Annotated in this window: 26 protein-coding genes; 13 read left to right on the top strand and 13 right to left on the bottom strand. The window is 67.3% G+C overall.

Annotation, left to right across the window (positions count from 1 at the left end; all coding sequences use genetic code 11):
- The first annotated feature begins 75 nt into the window (after window positions 1–75).
- The 6 genes from HNP55_RS12200 to HNP55_RS12175 all read left to right on the top strand — a co-directional run bounded on the left by HNP55_RS12200 (window position 76) and on the right by HNP55_RS12175 (window position 9,544).
- Entirely contained in the window at window positions 76–357 is a 282-nt protein-coding gene (locus HNP55_RS12200; protein WP_184299597.1) for a ferrous iron transport protein A, read from the top strand.
- Window positions 350–2,224: a ferrous iron transporter B gene (locus HNP55_RS12195; RefSeq protein WP_184299595.1), complete on the top strand. Its 1,875-nt coding sequence runs from the start codon at window positions 350–352 to the stop codon at window positions 2,222–2,224. The genes HNP55_RS12200 and HNP55_RS12195 overlap by 8 nt, the downstream gene beginning before the upstream one ends.
- A gap of 124 nt (window positions 2,225–2,348) precedes the next feature.
- Entirely contained in the window at window positions 2,349–2,765 is a 417-nt protein-coding gene (locus HNP55_RS12190) for a hypothetical protein (RefSeq protein WP_184299594.1), read from the top strand.
- A gap of 88 nt (window positions 2,766–2,853) precedes the next feature.
- Window positions 2,854–4,671: a cyclic nucleotide-binding and patatin-like phospholipase domain-containing protein gene (locus HNP55_RS12185; RefSeq protein WP_184299592.1), complete on the top strand. Its 1,818-nt coding sequence runs from the start codon at window positions 2,854–2,856 to the stop codon at window positions 4,669–4,671.
- Complete coding sequence (locus HNP55_RS12180; protein WP_184299590.1) at window positions 4,662–8,834, top strand: non-ribosomal peptide synthetase; 4,173 nt, start codon at window positions 4,662–4,664, stop codon at window positions 8,832–8,834. The genes HNP55_RS12185 and HNP55_RS12180 overlap by 10 nt, the downstream gene beginning before the upstream one ends.
- A 2-nt stretch (window positions 8,835–8,836) precedes the next feature.
- Window positions 8,837–9,544 (top strand): TVP38/TMEM64 family protein, encoded by a 708-nt coding sequence (locus HNP55_RS12175; protein WP_184299588.1) that lies wholly within the window; start codon window positions 8,837–8,839, stop codon window positions 9,542–9,544.
- Here the strand turns inward: HNP55_RS12175 and HNP55_RS12170 are convergent.
- Both HNP55_RS12170 and HNP55_RS12165 read right to left on the bottom strand, forming a co-directional pair.
- Entirely contained in the window at window positions 9,523–10,155 is a 633-nt protein-coding gene (locus tag HNP55_RS12170) for a helix-turn-helix transcriptional regulator (protein ID WP_184299587.1), read from the bottom strand. The genes HNP55_RS12175 and HNP55_RS12170 overlap by 22 nt on opposite strands.
- Complete coding sequence (locus tag HNP55_RS12165; RefSeq protein ID WP_184299585.1) at window positions 10,152–11,384, bottom strand: MFS transporter; 1,233 nt, start codon at window positions 11,382–11,384, stop codon at window positions 10,152–10,154. The genes HNP55_RS12170 and HNP55_RS12165 overlap by 4 nt, the downstream gene beginning before the upstream one ends.
- 341 nt (window positions 11,385–11,725) lie before the next feature.
- Between HNP55_RS12165 and HNP55_RS12160 the strand changes: the two genes are divergently transcribed.
- The 5 genes from HNP55_RS12160 to HNP55_RS12140 all read left to right on the top strand — a co-directional run bounded on the left by HNP55_RS12160 (window position 11,726) and on the right by HNP55_RS12140 (window position 15,301).
- Window positions 11,726–12,208, top strand: coding sequence for a tyrosine-protein phosphatase (locus HNP55_RS12160; protein ID WP_184299583.1), 483 nt, complete (start codon window positions 11,726–11,728; stop codon window positions 12,206–12,208).
- A complete protein-coding gene (locus HNP55_RS12155) occupies window positions 12,209–12,853 on the top strand; it encodes an RluA family pseudouridine synthase (RefSeq protein ID WP_184299581.1) in 645 nt (214 codons plus the stop codon). It begins immediately after the preceding gene.
- A 3-nt stretch (window positions 12,854–12,856) separates the two neighbouring features.
- Complete coding sequence (locus HNP55_RS12150) at window positions 12,857–13,495, top strand: DUF938 domain-containing protein (RefSeq protein ID WP_184299579.1); 639 nt, start codon at window positions 12,857–12,859, stop codon at window positions 13,493–13,495.
- Complete coding sequence (locus tag HNP55_RS12145) at window positions 13,492–14,262, top strand: SDR family NAD(P)-dependent oxidoreductase (RefSeq protein ID WP_184299577.1); 771 nt, start codon at window positions 13,492–13,494, stop codon at window positions 14,260–14,262. The genes HNP55_RS12150 and HNP55_RS12145 overlap by 4 nt, the downstream gene beginning before the upstream one ends.
- Window positions 14,263–14,371: 109 nt before the next feature.
- On the top strand, window positions 14,372–15,301 hold the full coding sequence (locus HNP55_RS12140; RefSeq protein ID WP_246448387.1) for a Tim44 domain-containing protein: 930 nt from the start codon (window positions 14,372–14,374) through the stop codon (window positions 15,299–15,301).
- Between the two features lie 85 nt (window positions 15,302–15,386).
- Here the strand turns inward: HNP55_RS12140 and HNP55_RS12135 are convergent, their stop codons facing one another.
- The 7 genes from HNP55_RS12135 to rpsP all read right to left on the bottom strand — a co-directional run bounded on the left by HNP55_RS12135 (window position 15,387) and on the right by rpsP (window position 20,056).
- Complete coding sequence (locus HNP55_RS12135; protein WP_184299573.1) at window positions 15,387–15,791, bottom strand: hypothetical protein; 405 nt, start codon at window positions 15,789–15,791, stop codon at window positions 15,387–15,389.
- Between the two features lie 196 nt (window positions 15,792–15,987).
- Window positions 15,988–16,977, bottom strand: coding sequence for a CobD/CbiB family protein (locus tag HNP55_RS12130; RefSeq protein WP_184299571.1), 990 nt, complete (start codon window positions 16,975–16,977; stop codon window positions 15,988–15,990).
- 28 nt (window positions 16,978–17,005) lie between these two features.
- Entirely contained in the window at window positions 17,006–17,713 is a 708-nt protein-coding gene (locus HNP55_RS12125) for an NUDIX hydrolase (RefSeq protein WP_184299569.1), read from the bottom strand.
- Between the two features lie 107 nt (window positions 17,714–17,820).
- Entirely contained in the window at window positions 17,821–18,174 is a 354-nt protein-coding gene (gene rplS / locus HNP55_RS12120) for a 50S ribosomal protein L19 (RefSeq protein ID WP_184299567.1), read from the bottom strand.
- Window positions 18,175–18,344: 170 nt separating this feature from the next.
- Window positions 18,345–19,142, bottom strand: coding sequence for a tRNA (guanosine(37)-N1)-methyltransferase TrmD (trmD, locus tag HNP55_RS12115; RefSeq protein WP_184299564.1), 798 nt, complete (start codon window positions 19,140–19,142; stop codon window positions 18,345–18,347).
- Between the two features lie 16 nt (window positions 19,143–19,158).
- Entirely contained in the window at window positions 19,159–19,788 is a 630-nt protein-coding gene (gene rimM, locus HNP55_RS12110; protein WP_184299562.1) for a ribosome maturation factor RimM, read from the bottom strand.
- Window positions 19,789–19,798: 10 nt separating this feature from the next.
- Window positions 19,799–20,056 carry a 30S ribosomal protein S16 gene (gene rpsP / locus HNP55_RS12105; RefSeq protein ID WP_124447902.1) on the bottom strand — a complete coding sequence of 86 codons (258 nt, stop codon included), beginning with the start codon at window positions 20,054–20,056 and terminating at the stop codon, window positions 19,799–19,801.
- A 306-nt stretch (window positions 20,057–20,362) separates the two neighbouring features.
- On the opposite strand from rpsP, the gene HNP55_RS12100 reads away from it, so the two are divergent.
- Together HNP55_RS12100 and HNP55_RS12095 are read left to right on the top strand one after the other, a co-directional pair.
- Window positions 20,363–20,947, top strand: coding sequence for a GNAT family N-acetyltransferase (locus HNP55_RS12100; RefSeq protein ID WP_184299560.1), 585 nt, complete (start codon window positions 20,363–20,365; stop codon window positions 20,945–20,947).
- On the top strand, window positions 20,944–21,408 hold the full coding sequence (locus HNP55_RS12095) for a hypothetical protein (protein ID WP_184299558.1): 465 nt from the start codon (window positions 20,944–20,946) through the stop codon (window positions 21,406–21,408). Before HNP55_RS12100 ends, HNP55_RS12095 begins: the two co-directional genes overlap by 4 nt.
- A 91-nt stretch (window positions 21,409–21,499) precedes the next feature.
- On the opposite strand, the gene HNP55_RS12090 is transcribed toward HNP55_RS12095, so the two are convergent.
- The 4 genes from HNP55_RS12090 to folK all read right to left on the bottom strand — a co-directional run bounded on the left by HNP55_RS12090 (window position 21,500) and on the right by folK (window position 24,307).
- Window positions 21,500–22,510: an inorganic phosphate transporter gene (locus HNP55_RS12090; RefSeq protein WP_184299556.1), complete on the bottom strand. Its 1,011-nt coding sequence runs from the start codon at window positions 22,508–22,510 to the stop codon at window positions 21,500–21,502.
- 10 nt (window positions 22,511–22,520) lie between these two features.
- Window positions 22,521–23,168, bottom strand: coding sequence for a DUF47 family protein (locus tag HNP55_RS12085; protein WP_184299554.1), 648 nt, complete (start codon window positions 23,166–23,168; stop codon window positions 22,521–22,523).
- 230 nt (window positions 23,169–23,398) lie between these two features.
- On the bottom strand, window positions 23,399–23,755 hold the full coding sequence (locus HNP55_RS12080) for a DMT family protein (protein WP_184299552.1): 357 nt from the start codon (window positions 23,753–23,755) through the stop codon (window positions 23,399–23,401).
- A gap of 33 nt (window positions 23,756–23,788) precedes the next feature.
- Complete coding sequence (gene folK / locus HNP55_RS12075) at window positions 23,789–24,307, bottom strand: 2-amino-4-hydroxy-6-hydroxymethyldihydropteridine diphosphokinase (protein ID WP_184299550.1); 519 nt, start codon at window positions 24,305–24,307, stop codon at window positions 23,789–23,791.
- Window positions 24,308–24,309: the final 2 nt, after the last annotated feature.

Here is a 24,309-nt window from a genome sequence, read left to right as displayed (position 1 = left end):
GCCAAGGCATACAATGAGAATCATTCTTAATTGATTCACGGCCGCCATGCCCTGGCGGCCGCCCTGGCCCACTCCATGTCAGCTATCACTCCCGCCAGTCTTGCCCAGGCCGCCATTGGTGAGCCCTTGCTGGTGCAGGCCATTGCCGCACCTGCCCATGCCCCCGAATGGGCCGAATGGTTGGAGGAAATCGGCTTCTTGCCGGGTGAAGCGCTGCGGGTGATGGCGCGTGGCATGCCCGGCGCCGACCCGCTGGTGGTGCGCATCGGCCAGTCCACTTTTGCCCTGCGCCGGGCCGAGGCGGAATGCGTGCGCGTCTGCGCGCCCTCGGCCGGCGCGGGAGCCCGCCATGCATGAGGCCATCATCCATGTCCACAAGGCCGGCCCGCTGCTGGCCCTGGTGGGCAATCCGAACTGCGGCAAGACCGCCCTCTTCAACCGCCTGACCGGCAGCCATCAAAAAGTGGCCAACTACGCCGGCGTGACGGTGGAGCGCAAGGAAGGCCGCCTGATCAGCGCCGCCGGCAAGGTCTTGCGCCTGCTGGACCTGCCCGGCACCTACAGCCTGCATGCCCGCTCGCCCGATGAGCGCGTCACCTGCGATGTGCTGGCCGGCCAGGCCCGCGGCGAGAAGCGGCCCGACCTGGTGATCTGCGTGCTGGACGCCACCAATCTGCGCCGCAATCTGCGCCTGCTGCTGGCCGTCAAACGTCTGGGTCTGCCCTGCGTGGCGGTGCTGAATATGAATGACCTGGCCGCCAAGCGCGGCCTCAAGATTGACCCGGCCGCACTGTCTGAAGCCCTGGGCGTGCCGGTGGTGGCCACCGTGGCCACCCATGGCGAGGGCGTGGACGAGCTGAAGACCCTGCTGGACCGGACCGACATCTGGCAAGCCGCCCAGCCTGGCGCCACTCCCGAGCACAGCCCCGAGGTCGACCACGCCGTGGTGCGCGACATCCTGCAAACGCTGGGCCTGGACAGCCAACTGCCCGATCTGCCCGGCGACAAGGCCGACCGTGTGCTGCTGCATCCGGTGGCCGGGCCGCTGATCCTGACCCTGGTGCTATTCCTGCTCTTCCAGGCGGTGTTCTCCTGGGCCGAAACCCCCATGAACATGATCGAGTCCGGCATCGCCTGGCTCAGCGGCCATGTCGGCCAGTTGCTGCCGGCCGGCCATCTGCAAAGCCTGATCACCGACGGCGTGCTGGCCGGCGCGGGCGGCGTGCTGGTCTTTCTGCCGCAGATCCTGATCCTGTTCTTCTTCATCCTGATCCTGGAAGAGAGCGGCTATCTGCCGCGCGCCGCCTTCCTGCTGGACCGGCTGATGGGCGGCGTGGGCCTGTCGGGCCGCAGCTTCATCCCCCTGCTGTCCAGCTTTGCCTGCGCCATCCCCGGCATCATGGCCACCCGCTCCATCGCCAACCCGCGCGACCGCCTGGTCACCATCCTGATCGCCCCGCTGATGACTTGCTCGGCACGGCTGCCGGTCTACGCCTTGCTGATCGGCGCCTTCATCCCGCAGCGCGAGGTCTGGGGCGGGTTGGAGCTGCAGGGCCTGGTGCTGTTCGGCCTCTACCTGGCCGGCATCGTCGGCGCCATGGCCGTGGCCTGGTGTGCCAAGAAGTTCAGCACAGGCCGCCAGGTGCGCCCGCTGATGATGGAGCTACCCAGCTACCACTGGCCCAGCCCGCGCAATGTGCTGATCGGCCTGCAGCAGCGCGCCACCATCTTCATCAAGCGGGTGGGCGGCATCATCCTGAGCCTGACCATCATCCTCTGGTTCCTGTCCACCTTCCCGGCCCCGCCCCCAGGCGCCACCGGCAGCCCCATCGAGTACAGCTTTGCCGGCACGCTGGGCCGCGGCCTGGCCATGATCTTCGAGCCCATAGGTTTCAACTGGCAGATCAGCCTGGCCCTGGTGCCCGGCCTGGCCGCCCGCGAGGTGGTGATCAGCGCCCTGGGCACGGTCTACGCCCTATCGGCCAGCGGCACGGACGCGGCCCAGGCCCTGAGCCCCATCATCGCCCAGACCTGGTCCCTGCCCACGGCCCTGTCCCTGCTGGCCTGGTTTGTGTTTGCCCCCCAGTGCATGGCCACCCTGGCCGCCGCCCGGCGCGAGACCGGCGGCCTGCGCTGGCCCCTGGTGATGGCCGCCTATCTCTTCGGCCTGGCCTATCTGGCCTCCTTCATCACCTACCGCGTCGCCGGCTGGCTATTGGTCTAGGTATATACGCCGAGCAGGCGAGGCCAATTCCGCGGGTTCGCCTCCCTACAATCAATTTCAAGGCCGCTGCCCCTCGGCGGCGGCCCACGAGTTTTGTTTCAGCGATCCCAGGAAAGAGATTCCCATGCAAGCACCCCGTCTGTTCGCCGCCCTGCTCCTGAGCTGTGCCGGCCAAGCCTTCGCCGCCGCACCCGCCTATCTGGTGGTGGACCACTCGACCGAAATCCTGATGAACCAGGCCAAGGCCCAGACCCTGTGGGACGCCGATCTTTCGCCCAAGCTGGCCAAGCTCTACCCGGTGAAGAAATGGGGTTTTGTGACCGAAGTCGAAGGTGGCTTTGACAACGACAAGAACTGCGTCATCACCGCCCGCACCATGATGATGCCGCGCAATGGCAAGACCCTGAGCTTCAAGCCCGCCAAGACCGCCACCACCTATGGCGTGCAAAGCGCCTCCTCGCTGGAACAATGCCAGGCCCTGGCCAAGACCAAGCTGAGCGAGTCGATCTCGGCCGTCCGCTCGGCGCTGCTGAAGAACTGATCTGAGGGGCTTTTGAAGCCCGGATTGGCGCCGTTTTTGCACACTATTTAAGGCGGCCGCCCGCCATGCCCGAGACTAGACTCGGCGCATGGAGCATCCGCTGAGCTTTCGCGTTCGTGTGCTTGAGGTGCTGCGTTCCAGCACCGTCTTCGGCGCTTTGCGGGAAGAAATCCTGCAGGCGCTGGCCGATGTCATGGAGCCGCGCCTGGTCCACGGCGGCGAGGCCGTGCTGCATGAGGGCGAACCTTCCGACAGCATCGTCTTCGTGATCAGCGGCGGCCTGCGGGTCTCCCGCCACGACCGCGACGGCCAACTGCTGCTTTACAACCAGATCCAGCCCGGCCAGAGCATTGGCGAGCTGGGCATGATTCTGTGCCAGCCGCGCGCCCAGGACGTTAGCGCCCTGCGCGACTCGCGCCTGGCCCTGCTGAGCCGCAAGTCCTATGAAGCCTTGCTGCCGCGCTTCCCGCTGGAGCTCAGCCAAGCCTTTTTGCAGGCCGTCTACGAGCGCATGCGCTACAACAGCGAAGCCGGCACCGAGCATCAGCGCCTGGCCCAGACCTTTACCCTGCTGCCCTTGCATGCCGACGCGGCAGCCACCGGCCTGGCCCAGGACCTGAGCCTGAGCTTTGCCCATCTGGGCCGCAGCGCCCATCTCAGCCTGTCCCCCCAGGGCCAGCAACTGCTCAATGGCGAGCCCTGCAGCAATCTGGACATGACGCGGCTGGAGGAGGAACACGAGTTCATCCTGTTCGAGACCAGCCACGAAGACCTGGCCTGGACCCGCTTCGCGCTGCGCCAGGCCGATCAAGTGGTCTTCCTGGCCTCGGCCCAGGCCTCGCCCCGGCCCGGCCCGCTGGAGGCCAGCCTCGGCCAGGAGGCCGGCTTCTCCCTCAAGCGCCAGCATCTGGTGCTGATGCACGCCGCCGATGCCGCCCAACCCAGCGCCCCCGCCCCCTGGCTGGCGGGGCGCTCGCTGGAGCGCGTCTACCCCCTGCGCCAGGGCCGCCGTGCCGACGCCCATCGACTGGCCCGTTACCTGACCGGCAGCGCCGTCGGCCTGGTGCTGGGCGGAGGCGGCGCACGCGGCTTCGCCCATCTGGGCATTGTGCGGGCCTTGAACGAAGCGCATATCCCCATCGACCTGATAGGCGGCAACAGCATGGGCGCCCTGATCGGCGCGCAGCTGGCCTGCGACCGCAGCCTGGCGCAGATCCTGCACGACACCCGTGCCTTTGCCACCGGCGGCGAACGCCCCACCCTGCCGCTGATCTCCCTGGTGGGCGGGCGCCGGGTGGAGCGCGATCTGCGCCGCATGTTTGGCGAGCGCGGCATCGAGACGCTGTGGCGCCCATTTTTCGCCGCCGCCTGCAATCTCAGCCTGGGCAAGACCACGGTGCTGGACCAGGGCCTGCTGTGGCGGGCCGTGCTGGCCAGCAATTCGCCGGCCGGCCTGTTCCCGCCGGTGCTGCAGGACGGCCATCTGCTGGTGGACGGCGCCATCCTGGAGAACGTGCCGGTGCAGGCCATGCGCATGCGCCTGGGTACACCGTTAGAGCGACGGCGCGGCAATGGCAGCATCATCGCCATCGATGTGGATGTGCGGGAGAAGCTCAGCGCCGACCCTGGGCTGGAGCGCCTGACGCTCAAGAGCACCTTGCGCCGCATGCTCTCGGCCGCGGCGCCGGCCTCGCCGGGCATTGCCGACATCCTCTACACCGCCGGCCATGTCGGCGGGCAGAGCCAGCGCTTTCGCACCATCTCCCAGGCCGACCATTATCTGGAGCCGCCGGTCGGTGATTTTTCACTGATGGCCTATGCCAAAGCGGCCGATATTGCCGAGGTCGGCTACCGCTACGCCATGGAAAAAATCGCTCAATGGGAGCAGCGAAAAGAATGGCCCTGAACTCGACGCTGAATGCCCGTGAGATGCCCGCAACAGCGAGCAACGATGGGGCCGCGCATGCCAAGCCGGCTGCCCTGGCCTGGGACGAGCGCTCGCAGGTGATGCCGCTGTCGCTGAGCCAGCGCGAGGTCTGGCTGGACCAACGCGCCTGGCCGGGCAGCAGCCATCTCAATATCGGCGGCGGCGCGTTTTTGCAGGGGCGGCTGGATCTGGCCCGCTTCCAGCAAGCCCTGCGCCTGCTGGTCGCCCGGCACGAAGCCCTGCGACTGGCGCCGCTGGCCGACGGCACCCAGCGCCTGCTGCCCTATTTCGAACCGCAGCTGGAAATTGTCGAGATCGCCCCGCCCGGAGCGGGCGAAGTCGCCGCCAAGCAGGCCATGCGCGCCTGGTGGAACAGCCGCATGCGCGAACCCTTTGTGCTGAATGGCCAGCCGCCCTGGCGCTTTGCCCTGCTGCGCTTTGACGAGCAGTTGCACGGCCTGACGATCCAATTCCATCATCTGGTGATGGACGGCTGGGGCACGACCCAGGTGATGGGCGCCTGGGCCGAGCTCTACCAAGGCCTGGGCCAGAGCCCGCAGGAGCGAGGCCGGACGGCGGCCGCCGAGCAACTGGACCTGCACCACCTGCTCGGCAGCTTGGGCGCCCAAGCCGCGCAAGAGAGCAGTTACCAGGCTTTTGTGCAGGAGTCCCGCGCCTACCAGGGCTCGGCCGCCTTCGAGCGCGATGCGGCCTTCTGGGCGCAGCAGGTGGGCGACTTGCCCAAGCCCCTGATCCAGGCCCGTGGCCACGCTGCGCAAGAGCCCGCCGGCAGCAAGACCTTGCCCGCCGCCCAGCTGATCACCCAAGCCCTGGCGCGCAAGGACTACGCGGCCCTCAAAGAGGCGGCGGCGAGCCTGGGCGCCACCTCTTTCAGCTGCTTCCTGGCCGCGCTGGCGCTTTATTTCGCGCGCACGCAGGAGCGCGACTCGGTCCTGATCGGCGTGCCCAGCCTGAACCGCGGCGGCCGCCGCTACCGCCAGACGCCGGGCATGTTTGTCGGCATCCTGGCCCTGCGCATCCAGGTGGACCGCCAGGTCAGCGCCGCCGAGCTGCTGGCCCAGATCCAGCTGCAGATGCAGGGCGCCCTGCGCCACCCCCGCTACCCTTTGAGCGAGCTGAGCCACCGCCTGCAGCTGATGCGGGAAGGCCGCGACAGCCTGCTGGACGTGCTGCTGTCCTTCGAGCGCCAGGACTATCAGCTGAGCTTCGGCGAGGCCCAGTTGCGGGAATCGCGCCAGCTCTTCTCCGGCCTGGCGCGCTACCCCCTGGCCGTCAGCATCTGCGAGTTCGACAGCGAGGCCGACCCGGAGATGGTGCTGGAGTCCAGCCGCCTGTGCTTTGGCGAGGCCGAGACCGCCATGCTGGGGCGCCGGCTCTGGCATCTGGCCCAAAACCTGGTCCAGCAGCCCCGGACCCTGCTCAAGGACATCGACCTGCTGCCGGCCGCGGAGCGCTGGGCCTTGCTGGATGGCCTGCACCAAGACCTCGCCCAGCTGGAAACGCCGCAACCCTATATCGATCTGTTCGAGCACCAGGCCGCCCTGCGCCCCGAGGCCTGCGCCCTGGTCTGGGACGAGGGGCAGATGACTTACTCCGCCCTGGCCCGGCGCGTCGAGGCCCTGGCCGGCCGCCTGCGCCTGCTGGGCGCGGCGCGCAACAAGGTGGTGGCGCTGGCGGTGGAACGTTCACCCGAAATGGTGGTGGCCTTGCTGGCCATTGCCCGCGCGGGCGCTGCCTTTTTGCCGCTGGACCCGCAAATGCCCCAGGCCCGCCTGGCCGGCATCTTGTTCGACAGCGAGGCCGTGGCCCTGCTGGTGGACGCCAGCATGCCGGCCGAGCTGCCCGGCCTGCACCCCCGCTGCCTGCGCCTGCCCAGCGTGCGCGAGCCGGTCGAGACCTTCGCCGCCCTCAGCCCCAGCCCGCCCTTGCCGCCGGGCGCGGGCAGCGAGGCCGGCAGCTCCTCGCTCTGGACCTGGGCCAAGGCCAGGCCCGAGGATCTGGCCTATGTGCTCTTCACCTCCGGCTCCACCGGCCGCCCCAAGGGCGTGATGATTGAGCACGGCACCTTGTCGCGCCGCCTGGCATGGCTGTCACGCGCCTGGGCCATCCATGCCGATGACCGCTCGGCCCAGGGCACCCAGCTGGGCTTCGACCCCTCGCTGATCGAGCTGCTGCTGCCCCTGACCCAGGGCGCCAGCATCGCCCTGCCGCCGCCCGGCCGCCTCCACCCCCAGCGCCTGGCCGAATTCATGCTGCGCCACGGCGCCACCTTCAGCGCCTTTGTGCCCAGCACCTTGACCGGCCTGCTGGCCGCCTGGCGCGGCAAGCAAGGCCTGAAGCTGCGGGTGGCCTGCTGCGGCGGCGAGGTCTTGCCGCCCGAGCTGGCCCAGCGCTTCGTCAGCGAAACCGGCGTGCAGCTCTACAACGTCTACGGGCCGACCGAGACCGCCATCTTCGCCACCGCCTGGCCCTGCGCGCGCGCGGCGGAGCAGCCGGCCGAGGCCGCCCTCGCCGACGCCCGCAGCCTGGGCCTGAGCGAGGGGCAAGAGGGCTTGATCCGCGGGGAGCTGAGCCAGGACCTGCCGATAGGCCGGCCCATCGACGACACCCGCATCTATGTGCTGGGCGCCGATCTGCAGCCCCAGCCCTTTGGCGTGGTGGGCGATATCTTCATCGGCGGCGAGGCCGTGGCGCGCGGCTATCTGGGCCAGCCGGAGCTGAGCGCCCAGGTCTTTTTGCCCGATCCCTTTGTGCCCGGTGGCCGCATCTACCGCAGCGGCGACCGCGGCTGGCTGGACACCCTGGGGCATCTGCATTTCTCCGGCCGCGACGATCGCCAGATCAAGCTGCGCGGCTACCGCATCGAGCTCGGCGATGTCGAGGCCGCCTGCCTGGCCCTGCCCGGCGTGCAGCAGGCGGTAGTCAAAAAGATCGAGAGCCAGGGCCGTGCCCTGCTGCATGCCTGGCTGGCGGCGGACGCGGGCCTGAGCGTGCCCGAGGTCCAGGCCGGCCTGCGCGCCCGGCTGCCGGACTATATGCGGCCCACCAGCTTCACGCTGATGGCCCAGCTGCCGCTGAGCGCCAATGGCAAGCTGGACCACGCCGCCCTGCCCGCGCCCCAGGCCGTCAGCGTCAGGCTGGCGCAGCGCGAGGCCAGCAGCAACCTGGAGCGCGAGCTGCAAAAGCAATGGCAGCTGGCCCTGCAGACGCCCGGCGGCGCGGCCTTGCCGGCCGTCGGCATCCACGATAATTTTTTCGATCTGGGCGGCGATTCACTCGCGGCGCTGAGCATTCTGGACGCGCTGGAGCAGCAGCTGGGCCGCCGCCTGCCCCTGCAACTGCTCACCGAGCACCCCACCATCGCCCAGCTGGCCGAGGCGCTGGGCACCCCCCAGGCCAGGCCGGGCATTCTGCGCTCCATGGGCTATAGCGCGGGCGCCGCCCCGCTCTTCCTGGCCTCCTCGGGCCATGGCGATGTGATGCGCTTGCAAAACCTCGCCCGGGCGCTGAAGGGCGACGCCAATCTCTTCATGCTGCAGGCCCCGCTGGACCCGGCGCCGGCCAGCATGCCGGAGTTCGCCAAGCTCTATGCCGACTGCATAGCCGCCCAGGGGGCTGAGCCGGGCTGGCTGGCCGGCTTCTCGGTGGGTGGCGTCAGCGCCCTCGCCACTGCGCTGGAGCTGCAGGCCCGCGGCCGCCCGCCGCGCGGCCTGATCCTGCTGGACACCATCCACCCCGACGCCCTATTCGGCGGCACCGCCTCCTGGCGCACGCTGGGCTGGCTGGTGCAGAAGCTGCATGTGCAGGAGCTCAGCATGAACGGCCGCCGCCTGGGCGCCATGTTCAGCGACCCCGGCCTGGTCAGCCAGGTGCTGGCCCTGCGCGGCTTCCGCTGCCCCAGCTACGAAGGCCCGGTGCTGCTGGTCAAGTCCTCGGGCCTGGCCAGCTGGAATCGCCTGCTCTTCCAACCCTGGCAGCGCAGCATGCCCAAGACCTTGCAAACGCGTGAAATCAGCGGGTTGCATGGCTCCATCTTCGAGCCCCAGCATGTCGACGAGCTGGCCGCCTGCCTGCGCGAATTCCTGCAGCAGGGCGGTGGCCCGCCGGGCCTGCCCGCCTGAACATGCCGGCCGACGACGATCAGCGCCGCCGCCTGCGGCGCCGCTTGCTGGCCCTGGCCCTGTGCCTGGGCTTGCTGCTCGCCCTGGCCCTGGCCTGGAGCGGCACGCCGCTGCGCCAAAGCCTGAACCCCGAGCTGCTGCTGCCGCGCCTGCAGGCCCTGGGCCAGGCCACGGGCCCGGCCTGGGCCGTGCTGGCCTTGGGCCTGGCGCTCTGCCTGGCCATCCCCCTGACCCTGCTGAGCCTGCTGGTGATCGCCGCCTTTGGCCCCTTGACCGGCTTTTTCTGCGCCATGGGCGGGGCCCTGCTGGGCGCCGCCCTCAGCCATGGCCTGGGCCAGATACTGGGCCACGAGGCCTTGTGCCGCATCGGCGGCCCGCGCATCAACCAGATCAGCCAGAGCCTGGGCCAGCGCGGCCTGCTGGCCGTCATCGCCCTGCGCCTGGTCCCCATCGCACCCTTTGCCGTGGTCAATCTGGTGGCCGGCGCCACCCATATCCGCCTGTGGCAGATGTTGCTGGGCACGGCCCTGGGCATGCTGCCCTCCACCCTGGTGATGGCCTTCTTCCTGAACGATTTGCTGCAGGCCCTGCAGCAGGCCAGCCCCTGGCTGTACGCCTTGCTAGGCCTGGGGGCCGGTCTGATCGCCCTGGCCGGCTGGCTGGCGCGGCGCTGGCTGCGCCAGCTACGTCAAGACGCCCGGACCTCGTAGACACAGCGACGCGCACCGGCCAGCACATGCTCGCTGCGCCTCAGCGCCACCTGCGGGCCCAGGCAGCGCTGGAACAAGGCCAGCTCCGAGCGGCAAAAGCCCTGGCATTCGCGCGCGGCCGCGCAGATGGGGCAATGGTCCTCGATCAGCAGCAAGACCTGGTTTGCGCCGCGGCCCTGCACCTCGACCCGGGCCATATAGCCCTCCTCCGCGCGCGCGGCGGCCAGGGCCTGGAGGCGGGTGAGCAGGCTGCGCTTGCCGGCCATGCGGGCGAGGTAGGTGGCCTCGCTGGCTTGCTCGCGTGCGGCGATCAGCTGCTCCAGGGCAGCGGGGCCCAGCAGCTCGGCGGTATGCCGTATCAAGGCCAGGGCCAGATCGGCGTGGCGGTCGGGAAAGCGCGCATGGCCGGCCTCGCTCAGGCGCCAGACCCGGGTGGGCCGGCCCACGCCGCGCGCCTCGTCCTGGGCCTGCACCAGGCCTTGCAGGGCCAGCTCCTGCAGCTGCTTGTGGGCGCCCATGGGGGTGATGGCGCAAGCCGCCGCCAGGGTCGCGGCGGGCTGCGGGCCGCGGCTCTTGAGCTGGAACAGCAGCTGCTCGGCACGGCCCTTCATCGCTGGCCCTCCAGACGCGCCAGGCGCAGCAAGGCCAGGGCGGCCAGCACGCAGGTCAGGCCCCCCAGGCCCATGATCCAGCGGGTGGACAGGACCGCAATCGCGCCGCCGGCCAAGGCCACCAGCACATTGGCCATGCAGAACACGGTGGACAGCAAACCCATCACCCGGCCTTGACCGTAGGCGGCGAAACGCTCGGACACCCAGGCCGGCAGCACCGCGTTGTAGAGCGCCAGCGGCACACCCAGCGCCACGATGGCCAGCACGCCCTGGGCACCGGGCAGCCAGGCCAGCAGACTCAGGCCCAGGGCCGCGCACAGGGCCAGCAGCGCGGCCCGCCGCAGCGGCCGGGCGCTGGCCTTGAGCTTGCCGGCCACCACGCTGGCCAGGGTCATGGCCGCGCATTGCGCCGCCGTCACCCAGGCGATGCCGCGGCTGTCCAGGCCCAGGTTTTCCAGCATCCACAGCGGCGCAAACTCGTACAAGGCATTGATGCCTGCCGTGTAGGCCAGCTGCACCATGAAGAGCGCCAGCAAGGCCCGATCCTTGGCCAGCAGGCCCAGGGCCTGCTGCGACCACAAGGCTCGCCAGGACCAGGCCTGCCGCTCGCCCGGCCGCTGGCCCGGCACCCACAGCAGCAAGACCAGCAGGCAGGGCAGCATGGCCAGGCCCGCCAGCACAAAGGGCAGGGGCTCGCCCAGCGGCAGGGTCAGGCCGCCGACCAGGGGGCCTAGCAACCATCCCATGTACAAGCAGGCATTGAGCCAGGCGAAGCCACGGGTGCGGTCGATCTGCCCATGCATATCGGCCAGCAAGGCGCGGGCCACGGCCACATTGCTCTCGGTCAGGCCGGTGATGAAGCGGGCCAGCACAAAGAGCAGATAGGCCCGCTCCCCCAGGGCCAGCGCCGTGGCCAGATAGCCCAGCAAGGTGGCGCTGAGCGTCAGCGCCAGCACCGTGCGGCGGCCGTAGCGGTCCGACATCGGGCCGATGAACAGGCTGCCGATCAGAATGCCCAGGGGATTGGCCGCCAGCGCCACGCCCATCAAAAACTTGGGCTCCAGGCCGGCAAAGTGGGTGAAATCATCCACCGGCCCGCCCACAAAGATGGGCGCCAGGATGGGATAGGGCATGGCCACACCGGCCGTGCTCATCAAGGCCATGGCGCAGATGGCCAGCAAGACCCAGGTCGGGTGCTTGAGCTGCAAGGGGGTGGAACTGCCGTCCATGGGCTGCCTTCGCGTGATCGATGCGCGGCATGCTGCCACGGCCCGCCAAATAAACAAACTTTTTATTGATTAACTACGGGCGCCGCAGGTCTATTCACACCTCTTTATCCATGCCGCGTTCGCGGCACCCATGACGCATAAGAACAGGGTATTTCGGGCCGAGCGCCGGGCCGCTCCCAAGCCGGCCCGCCTGAGGCCGACAGCGGCTCAATGCCGCAGTCGGCCTCGTCCCCTCGGGGGACCGACCAGGCTCGCCCGCGTTCAGCAGGGCGAGACTGGGCGAGGGGCTCACCACCATCTCGGGGGCACAATGCGGGCCTGTCCAGCTGCCACCCCGCTCCATGCCATTCCGTCCTCTGCCCCTGCCCGCTGCCAGCAGCGCCACCGGCCGCCTGTGGCTGCAGTCCATGCCCGGCCGCCTGGAGTCCTGGGGCGCCTTTCTGGACGAGGCGCGGCTGCGCCAGCTGAGCCTGGTGGTCTGCCTCAACCCGCTGGAGGAGGTGGCCCAGCTCTCGCCCGGCTACCACAAGGCGATTGCCGAGGGCCGCCTGCCCTTTCGCTGGCAACACCTGCCCATGCGCGACTTCGGCCTGGGCGCCGACCCACAGGCCTTTCGCCAGGGCGTGGAGCAGATCTGCCACAGCCTGCAACTGGGCGACCAGGTCTTGCTGCACTGCGCCGCCGGCATAGGCCGCACCGGCACGGTGGCGGCCTGTGTGTTGAAGTCTCTGGGCCAGGACCGCGATGCCGCCCTGCAGGCCGTGCGGGCGGCCGGGGCCAGCCCGCAATCCGCCCTGCAGTCGGGCTGGGTGGACAGGTTCTGAATGCAAGGCCTGGCGCCGGTTTTCGTGGGCGACGACTTGCTGCTGGTCAACAAACCCGGCGGCCTCTTGTCGGTGCCCGGCCGCGGGCCGGACAAGCAGGATTGCGCCATCCACCGGGTGCAGCAGCACTACCCCGAGGCCTTGATCGTGCACCGCCTGGACCAGGCCACCTCGGGCCTGCTGCTGCTGGCGCGTGGCCCGGCCATGCAGCGCTGCTTGAGCCTCGCCTTTGCCGAGCGGCGGGTGCACAAAGGCTACGAAGCCCTGCTGCAAGGGCATTTGCCGATGAGCGGCGGCAGTGCCGAATGGCAGACGGTGGATCTACCCCTGCAGACCGACTGGCCCAATCGCCCGCGCCAGAAAATTGATTTTGAACATGGCAAGCCCTCGCAGACCCGCTACCGCCTGCTGGGCCACGAGGGCCCCAACAGCCGCGTGCTGCTGGAGCCGCTGACCGGCCGCACCCACCAGCTGCGCGTGCATATGCTGGCCCTGGGTCACCCCATCGTCGGCGACACGCTGTACAGCGGCCCGCAAGACCAGGCACCCGCCGCCGAGCTGCCGGGCCTGCGCATGTGCTTGCATGCCCGCAGCCTGCATTTGCCCGACTGGGGCCTGCAGATCGATTGCCCACCGGAGTTCTGAACCATGTCTGACGCAAGACCCGCCCATCCAGCGGCCCGCTTTTCACCCGCCGCCGAGCGCAACAAGCAGCCGATCGGCCAGGCCTTGCTGGGCCTGCTGCCGCCGCAAGGCCTGGCCCTGGAGATCGCCAGCGGCAGCGGCCAGCATGTGGCACATTTCGCCGCCCTGCTGCCGGGCTGGCAGTGGCTGGCCTCGGACCCGGAGGCCAGCGCCCTGGCCTCCATCCCCCACTGGTGGCCGCAAGGGCCCGCACCGCTGCAGTTGGACGTCAGCCAAGAGACCTGGCCTCTGCCGGCCAGCCATGCCCAGGTGGACGCCATCTTCTGCGCCAATATGCTGCATATCTCGGGGCCGGACAGCGCCCGCGGGCTGATGCGGGGCGCGGCCCGGCATGTGCGTGCTGGGGGCCACCTGCTCGTCTACGGCCCCTTCATCGTCGAGGGCCAGCCCACCGCGCCCAGCAATCTCGCTTTTGACGCCGATCTGCGTGCCCGCAACCCGGCCTGGGGCCTGCGCAGCCTGGGCCACATCGAATCCATTGCCGCCGAGCAAGACCTGCAGCTTGTGCAGCAGCTCGGCATGCCCGCCAACAATCTGCTGCTGGTGTTCCAGCGCCGCCCAGTTCCAGGAGCCCCCATATGAGCCCAGCCAAGCAACTCTTCATCATCACCGGCGCCTCGCGCGGCATGGGCGAGGCCATCGCCCGCCAGTTGCTGAACCCCGAGCATCTGGTGATAGGCATCTCGCGCCGGCGCAGCGCCGGCCTGGACGCCGCCGCCCAGGCCCTGGGCGCCGAGCTGCAGCAATGGGAGCTGGACCTGGCCGAGCCCCTGGCCGCCGCCCAGGCCCTGCAGCAATGGCTGGAGGCCCAGCCCCAGCCCCAGCACCGTTTCAGCCAGGCCTGCTTGATCAATAACGCCGGCGTGGTCACGGCCCCCGGCCCGGTGGAAGAAGCCTCGCTGGCCGAACTCTCCAACGCCTTGCGCGTGGGCTTGGAGGCCTGCTTGCTGCTCAGCAGCGCCTTTCTGCGCGGCACGGCCGGCCTGGGGCGGGCGCGGCGGGTGCTGAATATCTCCTCCGGCCTGGGCCGCCGCGCCATGGCCGGCGCCGCCCCCTACTGCGCGGCCAAGGCCGGCATGGACAATCTCTCCCGCGCCATGGCCCTGGACGAAGCGGCCAAGCCGGACGGTGCCGCCATCGTCTCCCTGGCGCCCGGCATCATCGACACCGAGATGCAGGTCCAGCTGCGCGGCGGCGACCCGGCCAAATTCCCCGACCAGGCCGTATTCGCCAACTTCAAGAACGCGGGCCTTCTCAGCAGCCCCGAGGACGCGGCGGCCAAGGTGCTCAAATTCCTGGCCCGGCCCGATTTCGGCAGCACCGTGCTGGCCGATGTGCGAGAGGCCTGAAGCACAGCGGCAGGGCGATGCGCGAACAAGCCCGACTTGAAATCGCTTACCCTGGCCCCACTTTTGCACCCAGGCCCTCGCGGCAATTCAGGAGATGTTTGTGAAACGTATGGTTCTGTCAGCTTTGATTGCCGTTTGCGCACTGGGCGTCGCCTCTTTCGATGCCCATGCCAAGCGCCTGGGCGGTGGCGGCTCCTCCGGCATGAAGCGGGCCACCCCGACGCAGCCGCACGAGGCCAGCAAGGGCGCGCCCGCCCAGCAGGCCGCGCCCCAGCAAGCCGCGCCCGCAGCCCCCATGGCCACCCCGCCCGCTGCCGCACCCAAGCGCAACTGGATGGGCCCGCTCGCCGGCCTGGCCGCCGGCTTGGGTATCGCCGCCCTGTTCAGCCACTTTGGCATGGGCGGCGCCCTGGCCAATATCGTGACCATGCTGTTGATCGGCTTCGCCGCCTTCATGCTGATCGGCTTCCTGATGCGCCGCTTTGCGGCCAACAAGGCCAAATCCCAAGGCATGCAGTTCGCCGGTGCCGGCGCACCCTTCCCGGCCAGCGGCCCGGCGCCCGCGCAGCCCCAGCCGGTGGCCGCCCCCAGCACGAATCTGTTCAACAGCCTGTCGCCCGCAGCAGCCGCGCCGCTGGCCGCGGGTAACGGCCCGGCCCTGCCTGTCAACGATGGCTTCGACACGGCCGGCTTTGAGCAACTGGCCAAGCGCGTTTTCATCCGCCTGCAAGCCGCCAACGATGCCGGTGACCAGAACGATCTGCGCCGCTTCACCACGCCCGAGATGTTCGGCGTCGTGCAGCAAGAACTGCTGGATCGCAAGGGTGCCGCGCAGCGCACCGATGTCTTGCAACTGGACGCACAAATCGTCGAGCGCGCGCAGGAAAACGGCCAACAGATCGTCAGCGTGCGCTTCTGGGGCCTGATCCGCGAGCAGAGCGAGGCGGCGGCCGAGAACTTCGACGAAGTCTGGCATCTGGTTCGCCCCCTGGACGAAAGCCGTGAATGGGCGATTGCCGGCATCCAAGCCCGCAGCTGAGACTAGCCGGGGATCCGCATCCCCGCGCACCAAAGCAAAGGCCCGCAATTGCGGGCCTTTTGTTTGGGGAAAAAGAAAGCCTGCGTCAGACGCTGCGGCCCGCACGGGCCACGGCCTCATAAGCCTTTACATCGGCCATGGCGCTGCGCGCCGGGGGTTGGTCGCCATCACGCTCCGGCTTGGGGATGGTGGGATGGGCGAAGTCGTAGGCCCGGGCCTCCAGCACGCTGACGCGGCCATCCTGGTTGGCATCGGCATCGGCATACTTCTTGACGCTGGTGGCAGCCGCCGGCTTGTCACTGGCCTGGCCAGACAGGCGCACGGCTTCCGAAGACAGCTGAACCACGGCGGAATCGCTGTCGCCGCTGCCCACGGGAGCCGATGCAGGGGCGGCACTGGCATCGCGCTTCTTGCTGAGATCCTCGGCCGTTGGACGCAGAGCAGCCAGGCCGGGGTCGGGAACTGATGAGGACGTCACTGATGAAATCATGGCAAACCTCCGCGAGGAAGACTTTGCAAGGCCGACTCAAGGCCAGCGCTGACGGTCGGCAGAGCTGACCCAGAGGTCGGATTGAGAGGGTTCTAAGCCCTCTATCGACCGGAACACCGCTAACTTTAGCCCTTAGCGCGCACGAATACCAAAGTCTGTGGCCTGCAAGCGCCTGCAGCAGGCCCGCAGCCGCAGCTCAACCCAGCAAATTGGCCAGGGTCAGCAAGGCCAGCAGCAACATCCACAGCACCACGGAGCGCCAAATCAGGCCCACCACGCTCTGCAAATGCCCTAGCTGAGGGGGCTGCCCCGGGGTGGAGCCATCGGCGCCGGTGGCGTCGGCATCCACGCCGGAATTGAAGGTCTTGCTGCGGTCGGGCGTCACGCCGGGCGCGGCCACCCCGCCCAGTTGCAGGCCCAGGGCACCGGCGGCCGAGGCCAGGATGATGCCCTCATTGGGATGCAGCCACAGCTTGGCGTCGCGCCGCCAGCCATTCACCGCTTCCTCGAAATTGCCCACGATGGTGAAGCCGGTGGCGGTCAGACGGGCGGGCAGATAGTCGATCCAGCCGAACAGACGGCGCGACAGCAGCATCAGGCGCTCATTGGTAGGCGCATCCAGGGTGCGGCTTTTGAAAGACCAGTAGCGGCTGGCGAACTCGGCCATGCGGTAGAGCACGGCGCCGGCCGGCCCCAGGCCCAGGGTCGACAAGACGATGAACCAGAAGAACACGCCGAACACATGGCGGTGGGCCGCCAGCAAAGAGTGCTCGATGGCATGGCGGACCAACTCGGTGCGCGGCAGCTCGCTGGCGTCCAGATGGCGCCACTCGGACAGCAGGCGGCGCGCCTCCAGATCATCGCCGCGCTCCAGCGCGTCGCGGATATCGGTGAAGTAATGGCTGAACTGGCGGAAGCCCAGGGTCAGATAGAGCACAGCCACATCCAGGATCAGGGCCAGGATGAGGCTGAAATGGCGCACGCTCAGATAGATCAGCGCCGTCAGCAGGGCCGGGCCCAGCACGGTGATGGCCCACACGACGGTGGAGTGATGTTCCCGTCCGGCGTCGAAGTTACGACCGGTCCAGCGGACCCAGCCGATCACGCTGCGATGAATGCCATTGCCATGGCGAAGAGGTTTCAGCTGCTCACACAGCAAGGCCAAAAGGACCGCGAAGAAGTTCATGGCCGGAGATGATAGCGGGCGCTGCGGCTCACGCCGAAAGGAAGCGGTAGAAGTTGCGCAATATCGCGGCCGTCGCGCCCCAAATAAAGTACTCCTGCAACGACGCTTGGCCTTGAGCAAGGCCTGCGGACGGCGCCCAGGGCATGGAAAGGAAGTGGCGCTCTCCGCCCTCGAAGACAAAGCGATGGCGCTGGTGATGCGCCGGGTCCATCAGAAAGGCCAGCGGCACTTCAAAGGCTTCGGCCACCTCGACGGCGTCCAGCCTCAGCTCAAAGCCGGGCCGCACCAGGGCCACCACCGGCGTGACCTGAAACGAGGTCACGGTGGCGTAGACCGGCAGCCGGCCTATCAGCTCGATATGCGAAGAAGCGAGGCCGATTTCCTCCACCGTTTCCCGCAGGGCCGCCGCCTCGGCCGAGCCGTCATCCGGCTCCACCCGCCCACCCGGAAAGCTGATCTGCCCCGCGTGCGAGCGCAGCTGAGCGCTGCGGCGGGTCAGCAGGACTTGCAAGCCCTGCTCGCGCATCACCAGCGGCATCAGCACGGCGGCATCGGCCGGCGAGCGATCGCTGAAACGACCACCGTCGCCTTGCAACTCTGGGGTCCAGATAGGTGGCGCGGCAAAACGCGCACGCAAGGCCTCGGGTGTCAGCGCCTGTGCGGGCACCTCGGGCAAGTGCGCGTCACGGCCCTGCACGGGCACGGCCTTGGGATCCAGAATGGGGACTCGAGACATCGGTGGAGGCTAAAAACGCGGGAGCCGCTTGAAATGAAAAAAACCGCCCGGAAGCCAAGCTTCGGGCGGTTTTTCTACAGGATGGATACGCGATCAAAAACCGCGGATCAACCCAATTTTTCCTTGATACGAGCCGACTTGCCCGAACGCTCACGCAGGTAGTACAGCTTGGCGCGGCGGACATCGCCACGGCGCTTGACTTCGATCGAAGCGATCAAAGGGCTGTACAGCTGGAAGGTACGTTCCACGCCTTCGCCGTTCGAAATCTTGCGAACGATGAAGCTGGAGTTCAGACCGCGATTGCGCTTGGCAATCACGACGCCTTCGAAAGCCTGCACGCGCTTGCGGGTGCCTTCGACGACGTTCACGCTCACGATGACGGTGTCACCAGGGGCGTAAGACGGGAATGTCTTGTTCAGACGAGCAATTTCTTCTTGCTCAAGGGTTTGGATCAAGTCCACAAAGTTCTCCTAGTGATCATGGTGGCGCCGAAACCTTGGGGCCCACATGAGAACCAAGGCGACAAAAAAATGGTTTTGAATCAAGCCCAAACCAGCAGCTTTTTCAAACCCGACTCGACCCACCAGAGGATCGGACAGCCCGCTAGTATAGCTTGACTTCCTGAATTCGCCTAGGCTTGCTTGGCTGCCGCCTGCAATTGCTGCAAAAAACGCTCATCGGCCTTGCTCAGCCGCCCTGCGGCGCGCGCCGCATGGATCAACTCGGGGCGGCGCTGCCAGGTGATTTCCAGCGAACGCTCGCGCCGCCAGCGGGCAATCTGGGCGTGATGGCCCGACATCAGCACCGCCGGCACGGGCAAGTCCTCGGTCTGGCCGGCCAAGCCACTCAGGATCTCGGGCCGGCTGTAGTGCGGGCAGTCCAGCAAGCCATCGGAGAAGCTGTCCTGCTGATGCGACTGGGCGTCGTTCAAGACGCCGTCCTGCAGGCGCGCCACCGCATCCAGCAAGGCCATGGCCGGCAATTCGCCGCCCGACAGCACAAAGTCGCCCAGGCTCAGCTCCAGCGTCACATGCCGGTCGAGAAAGCGCTGGTCCATGCCCTCGTAGCGGCCGCACAAGAGCACGGCACCCGGCCCTCGAGCCAGCTCCTGCATCAAGGCCTGGTCCATGCGGCGGCCGATGGGGCTGAAGTGGATAATGGCCGGCGGCGCATCGCCATCCGCCGCCGCAGCCAGGCGGGCCGTCTTGACGGCCGCCAGGGCGCGCTCCAGTGGCTCGACCAGCATCACCATGCCGGGGCCGCCGCCGAAGGGGCGGTCATCGACGCGGCGGTAGTTGTCGCTGGCGTAATCGCGCAGCTGCCACAGCCGCACATCGACCTGCCCGCTCTCGAAGGCACGGCGCGTAACGCCCTGGCTCAGCTGCGGGCCGAACAGTTCGGGGAATAAGGTGATGAGGTCGAAGCGCATGCGCGCTGGCCCGGGCTTAGAAGTCCAGGCCCCAGTCCACGGTGATCACGCGCTGCTCCAGATCCACATCGTCGACAAAGCGGGCAACGAAGGGAACGAGGCGCTCTTGATCGGGCTTCACCGGCGCCACCAGGCCCGGCGGGATGATGCGCAGCACGCTGTGCGGGCCCGCATCGATCAGGCCTTCGACCTGACCCAGGGTCTCGCCCTGGCGGTTGAGCACGGTCAGGCCGATCAGATCGACCCAGTAATACTCATCGGGATCCGCCGCCGGGAAGGCCGAGCGGGAGATGAAGATGCGGGCGCCGCGCAGGGCTTCGGCCGCATTGCGATCCGCGACATTCTGGGCATTGGCCACCAGGCCTTCGCCATGTTCGCGAATCGAGAGAATCTTCAGCAGGGCAGGCAGGGCCTTGCTGCCCTGAGGCAGGGCAGGCGCGGCCTGGCCGCCGATCTCGGGACGCTTGAGAAACCAGCGCCGCGAGGAAAACAGGGCCTGGGCATCGCTGGAATAGGCTTGCACCTTGAACCAGCCTTTGACGCCCCAGGCATCAAGAACACACCCCACCTCAATCGCATCTTCGGGCCAGGAGACCTCCTCGGAAGCCGAGGACGAAGGACGAGGATCAGCGGGGACTCTTGTCATTTGCGTTCAATCAAGCAGCGACAACGGCCTTCTTGGCCTGGGTCACCAGACGCTCGACGGTAGGCGACAGCTGAGCGCCGACACCCACCCAATAGTTGACGCGGTCAACAGCGACGCGCAGAGGCTCGGCAGCACCGGAAGCGACGGGGTTGTAGAAACCGACCTTCTCGATGAAGCGGCCGTCACGACGCTGCTGGCTGTTGGCCACGACGATGTTGTAGAAGGGGCGCTTCTTGGAGCCGCCGCGAGCCAGACGAATAACAACCATGATGAATCCTTAGATGAATTTTCTTGTCCACCGCACCAGGAGACACTCAGGGCGAGTAGATCGGGATGGCGACGGTTTTGATCGGTGCATCGGACCGCGCCCAAGCTCCTGCGGCGGTTTCCGCAAGACTTTTGGCATGATCCACCTGCGCCCCACTCAACCGAGCACCGTGGTTGGCCCTGTAGATACGCCGGACCGCACTGCCAAATCCAAATGGATCAAGTGAAACACTGGAATTCAGCAAGAACAATCTGACCAAGGCCAAAACCCAGCATTATAAACTCGGCTGAGCGGACCACAAAGAATATGAGCACACAAATTCCCAAGAATCTCCCCTCCCCGCCCTCCGTCCATGCTCAAGCCATCACGATCCGGCCCAGCACCGAGGCCGACTTGCCTGCCATCCAGGCCATTTACGCGGCGGCCGTGCTGCATGGCACCGGTACTTTTGAAACCGAGGCCCCCGAGCTGAGCGAAATGGCCCGCCGCCGCAAGGAGGTGCTGGACCGGCAATTGCCCTGGCTGGTAGCCGAAGTGGGCGGCCAGGTGCAGGGCTATGCCTATGCCAACTACTTCCGTCCGCGCCTGGCCTATCGCTTCTGCGTGGAAGACTCCATCTACCTGGCACCCGGCAACCAGGGCCGGGGCCTGGGCCGGCTGCTGCTGGCCGAGTTGATCGCCCGTTGCGAACAAGCCGGCGCACGCCAGATGCTGGCCGTCATCGGCGATTCGCAAAACCTGGGCTCGCTGGGCGTCCACAAGGCCCTGGGCTTCGAGCACAGCGGCGTGTTGAAGAGCGCGGGCTGGAAGTTTGGCCGCTGGCTGGACGTGGTGATGATGCAGCGCCCGCTGGGCCAGGGCGATCAGGCCACGCCGGAGCAAGGCGCATGAGCAGCAGCAGCGTCGCGAGCGCCCCGCTGAAGTCCAAGACCATCGCTACCTGGCTGGCCCTGAGCCTGGGTAGCCTGGGCCTGCACCGCCTCTACCTCTACGGTTTTTCGGACCGCCTGGCCTGGCTGCACCCCTGGCCGACCTTGCTGGGCCTGTACGGTGTGCAGCGCATGGGGGAGCTGGGGCAGGACGATAGAAGCGCCTGGCTGCTGATCCCTTTGCTAGGCCTGATGCTGGTCAACGCCATGATTTGCGGCATCGTCTACGGCCTGACTTCGGACGAGAAATGGGATGCCGTTCACAACGGCAGCCGCAGCTCCGGGCCCAGCGGCTGGGCCGCCATCATCGGCGTCGTGGCCTGCGTATTGATCGGCGGCACCTGCTTGATGAGCACCATCGCCTTCAGCGCCCAGCGCTATTTTGAAAGCCAGGTCGAGGCGGCGCAGGAGATCAGCCAGTAGCACCGCACCCGCCACCCGCGTCAGGCAAACAGCAAAAAGGGCAGCCTGCGCGGCTGCCCTTTTGTTTGCCCAAGACGCGGCGATACGCGACTCAGAACAAGACCAGGCTGAACCAGTAGAAAACACCCGCCACCAGGGCCGAGGCCGGGATGGTGAAGATCCAGGCCCAGACGATATTGCCCGCCACACCCCAGCGCACGGCCGAGGCGCGCTGCACCGAACCCACGCCGACGATGGCGCCGGTGATGGTGTGGGTGGTCGACACCGGAATGCCCAGGCCCGTGGCCAGGAACAAGGTGATGGCGCCGCCGGTTTCAGCGCAGAAGCCGCCCACCGGCTTGAGCTTGGTGATCTTCTGACCCATGGTGCGCACGATGCGCCAGCCACCGAACATGGTGCCCAGGCCGATGGCCAGGTAGCAGACCAGGATCACCCAGTCCGGCGGCGCGCTGGCCTGGGCCGAGAGATAGCCCGAGGCCACCAGCAGCATCCAGATCAGGCCTATGGTTTTTTGCGCGTCATTGCCGCCGTGACCCAGGCTGTAAAGGCCGGCCGAGACCAGTTGCAAGCGGCGGAACCAGTTGTCCACCCGGATGGGCGAGGCCCGCCGGCACAACCAAGCCACCACCACCATCATCAGCGAGCCCAGCAAAAAGCCCAGCAGCGGCGAGACGAAGATGAACAAAACCGTCTTCAGAATACCCGCCGCCTGCAGCGAACCAAAGCCGGCCTTGGCCACCACCGCGCCAACGATGCCGCCGATCAAGGCATGCGAAGAGCTGGACGGGATGCCATACCACCAGGTGATCACATTCCACACAATGGCGCCAATCAGGGCACCAAAAATCACATGGTGATCAACGATGCCCGGATCGACAATGCCCTTGCCAATGGTGGCCGCCACCTGCAGATGGAAGATGGCGATCGCCAGCACATTGAAGAAGGCGGCGAACAAAACCGCCTGCTGCGGCTTGAGCACGCCGGTGGAGACCACCGTGGCGATCGAGTTGGCCGCGTCGTGAAACCCATTCATGAAGTCGAAGCCCACGGCCAGAACGACCAGCAGGGCAACCACCCAAAACGCTATCTGCACCGATTCCATCGCGCAGAACTCAGGCGTTTTCGAGGACGATGCCCTCGATCAGATTGGCCACGTCTTCGCAACGGTCGGAGATGGACTCCAGCTGTTCGTAAATGGTCTTGAGCTTGATCAGCTCACGCACGTCTTCTTGCTCGCGGAACAGGCGCGACATGGCGGTACGCATGACGCGGTCGGCGTCGGACTCCAGGCGATCGATTTCCTCGCAGGTCTTGATCGCGGCCTCGCCCACTTCCGGGTTCTTCAGCTTGGGCAGCAGGGACACGGCATGCTGGACGCGCTCGCAGCAGCGCGCGCTCAACTCACCCAGGCTCAAGACCTCTTCGGGGATGGTGCGCACATCGTAGAGGGACAGGGTCTCGGTGGTGTCCTGCAGCAGGTCCAGGATGTCGTCCATCGCATTGATCAGGCCGTGGATCTGCTCGCGATCGATGGGCGTGATGAAGGTGCGGTGCAACATGCGATTGACCTCGGCGGTCACCCGGTCGGCCTGGTGCTCGGCCTTGTTGACCTCTTCCGCGTAACGCTCACGCAGCACCGGGTCGTTGTAGTTCTGGATCATCAGCATGAAGGCGCGCGCGCCTTCGGTGATCTGGGCACCATGCTCATTGAAGAGCTCGAAGAAATTGCCCTCACGGGGCAGCAATTTGGAAAAAAACACGCCGACTCCAATCGCGCGACTTACCGCACAAGCAGCAAGTTCGCATAAATATTCACACAAATTTCATCACTGTTTCATCAACAGCAGGCGCGCAAGTGTAGTGGGGCCGGCCATGCAAAGAAACTCAAACCCAGGGCAAAGCCCAGCCCAGCCCCTGAAATTGGCGCCTTCTTGAGGCAGGACACAACACTTGCCGGGTGGCGGCCGCCGCAGCGGCGCCGAAATCACGCTCAGCCCGAGCGGAAGATGAAGTAAACCGCCCCCATCAGGCACAGGCCGGCCCAGATGAAATCAGTCTTGAAGGGCTGGCCCATATAAAACATCGAGAAGGGCACGAACACCGCCAAGGTCAGCACCTCCTGGGTGATCTTGAGCTGAGCCAGGCTGATGCCGGCATTGAAGCCGATGCGGTTGGCCGGCACCTGCAGCAGGTACTCGAACAGGGCGATGCCCCAGCTCAGCAGCGCGGCGATCCACCAAGGCTTGGCGGCCAGATCCTTCAGATGGCTATACCAGGCCATGGTCATGAAGACATTGGACAGCAGCAAAAGCCCCACCGTCTGCCAGCCGGCCCAGCTACTGAACATGGTGTACCCCCTTCGCCATGGACGCAGCTCGCATCAGCCCGACGGCCACAAGGGCCCGAGGCGGCTGATGGCCTGGTCCTGCAAGGCGGGTAGATAGGCCGCCAAGCCGCCCAGGCCCGGCGCGCTCAGCCCGGGCTGCAATTCCAGCAAGGGCTGCAGCACAAAAGCGCGCCGATGCAGGCGTGGGTGCGGCAGGCTCAGGCGCGGCGTCTGCAGCGACAACTCGCCGAAAAGAAGCAGGTCCAGATCGAGGGTGCGGGGCGCATTGACATAGGGGCGCTCGCGCCCCTGCGCCAGCTCGATGGCTTGCAAGACATCCAGCAAGTCCAGCGGTGAGAGCTGGGTGCGCAACTGGGCCACGGCATTCAGAAAGTCCGGCCCGCCGGCATCCACCGGGGCGCTGCGGTAGGCGCTGGAGCAGGCCAGCAAATCCGTGCCCGGAAGAACCGCCAGCGCTTGCAAGGCCTGCTGCAGGCTTTGCCGCATATCGCCTAGATTGGCGCCCAGGCCGACAAAAGCGAGCGTGCCGCCCGCGGCTGACTCGGCCCGCATTC

This window comes from Roseateles oligotrophus, assembly GCF_014204525.1.
GTDB classification, from domain to species: Bacteria; Pseudomonadota; Gammaproteobacteria; order Burkholderiales; family Burkholderiaceae_C; genus Paucibacter_A; species Paucibacter_A oligotrophus_A.
This window is presented reverse-complemented; position numbering and strand designations above follow the sequence as displayed.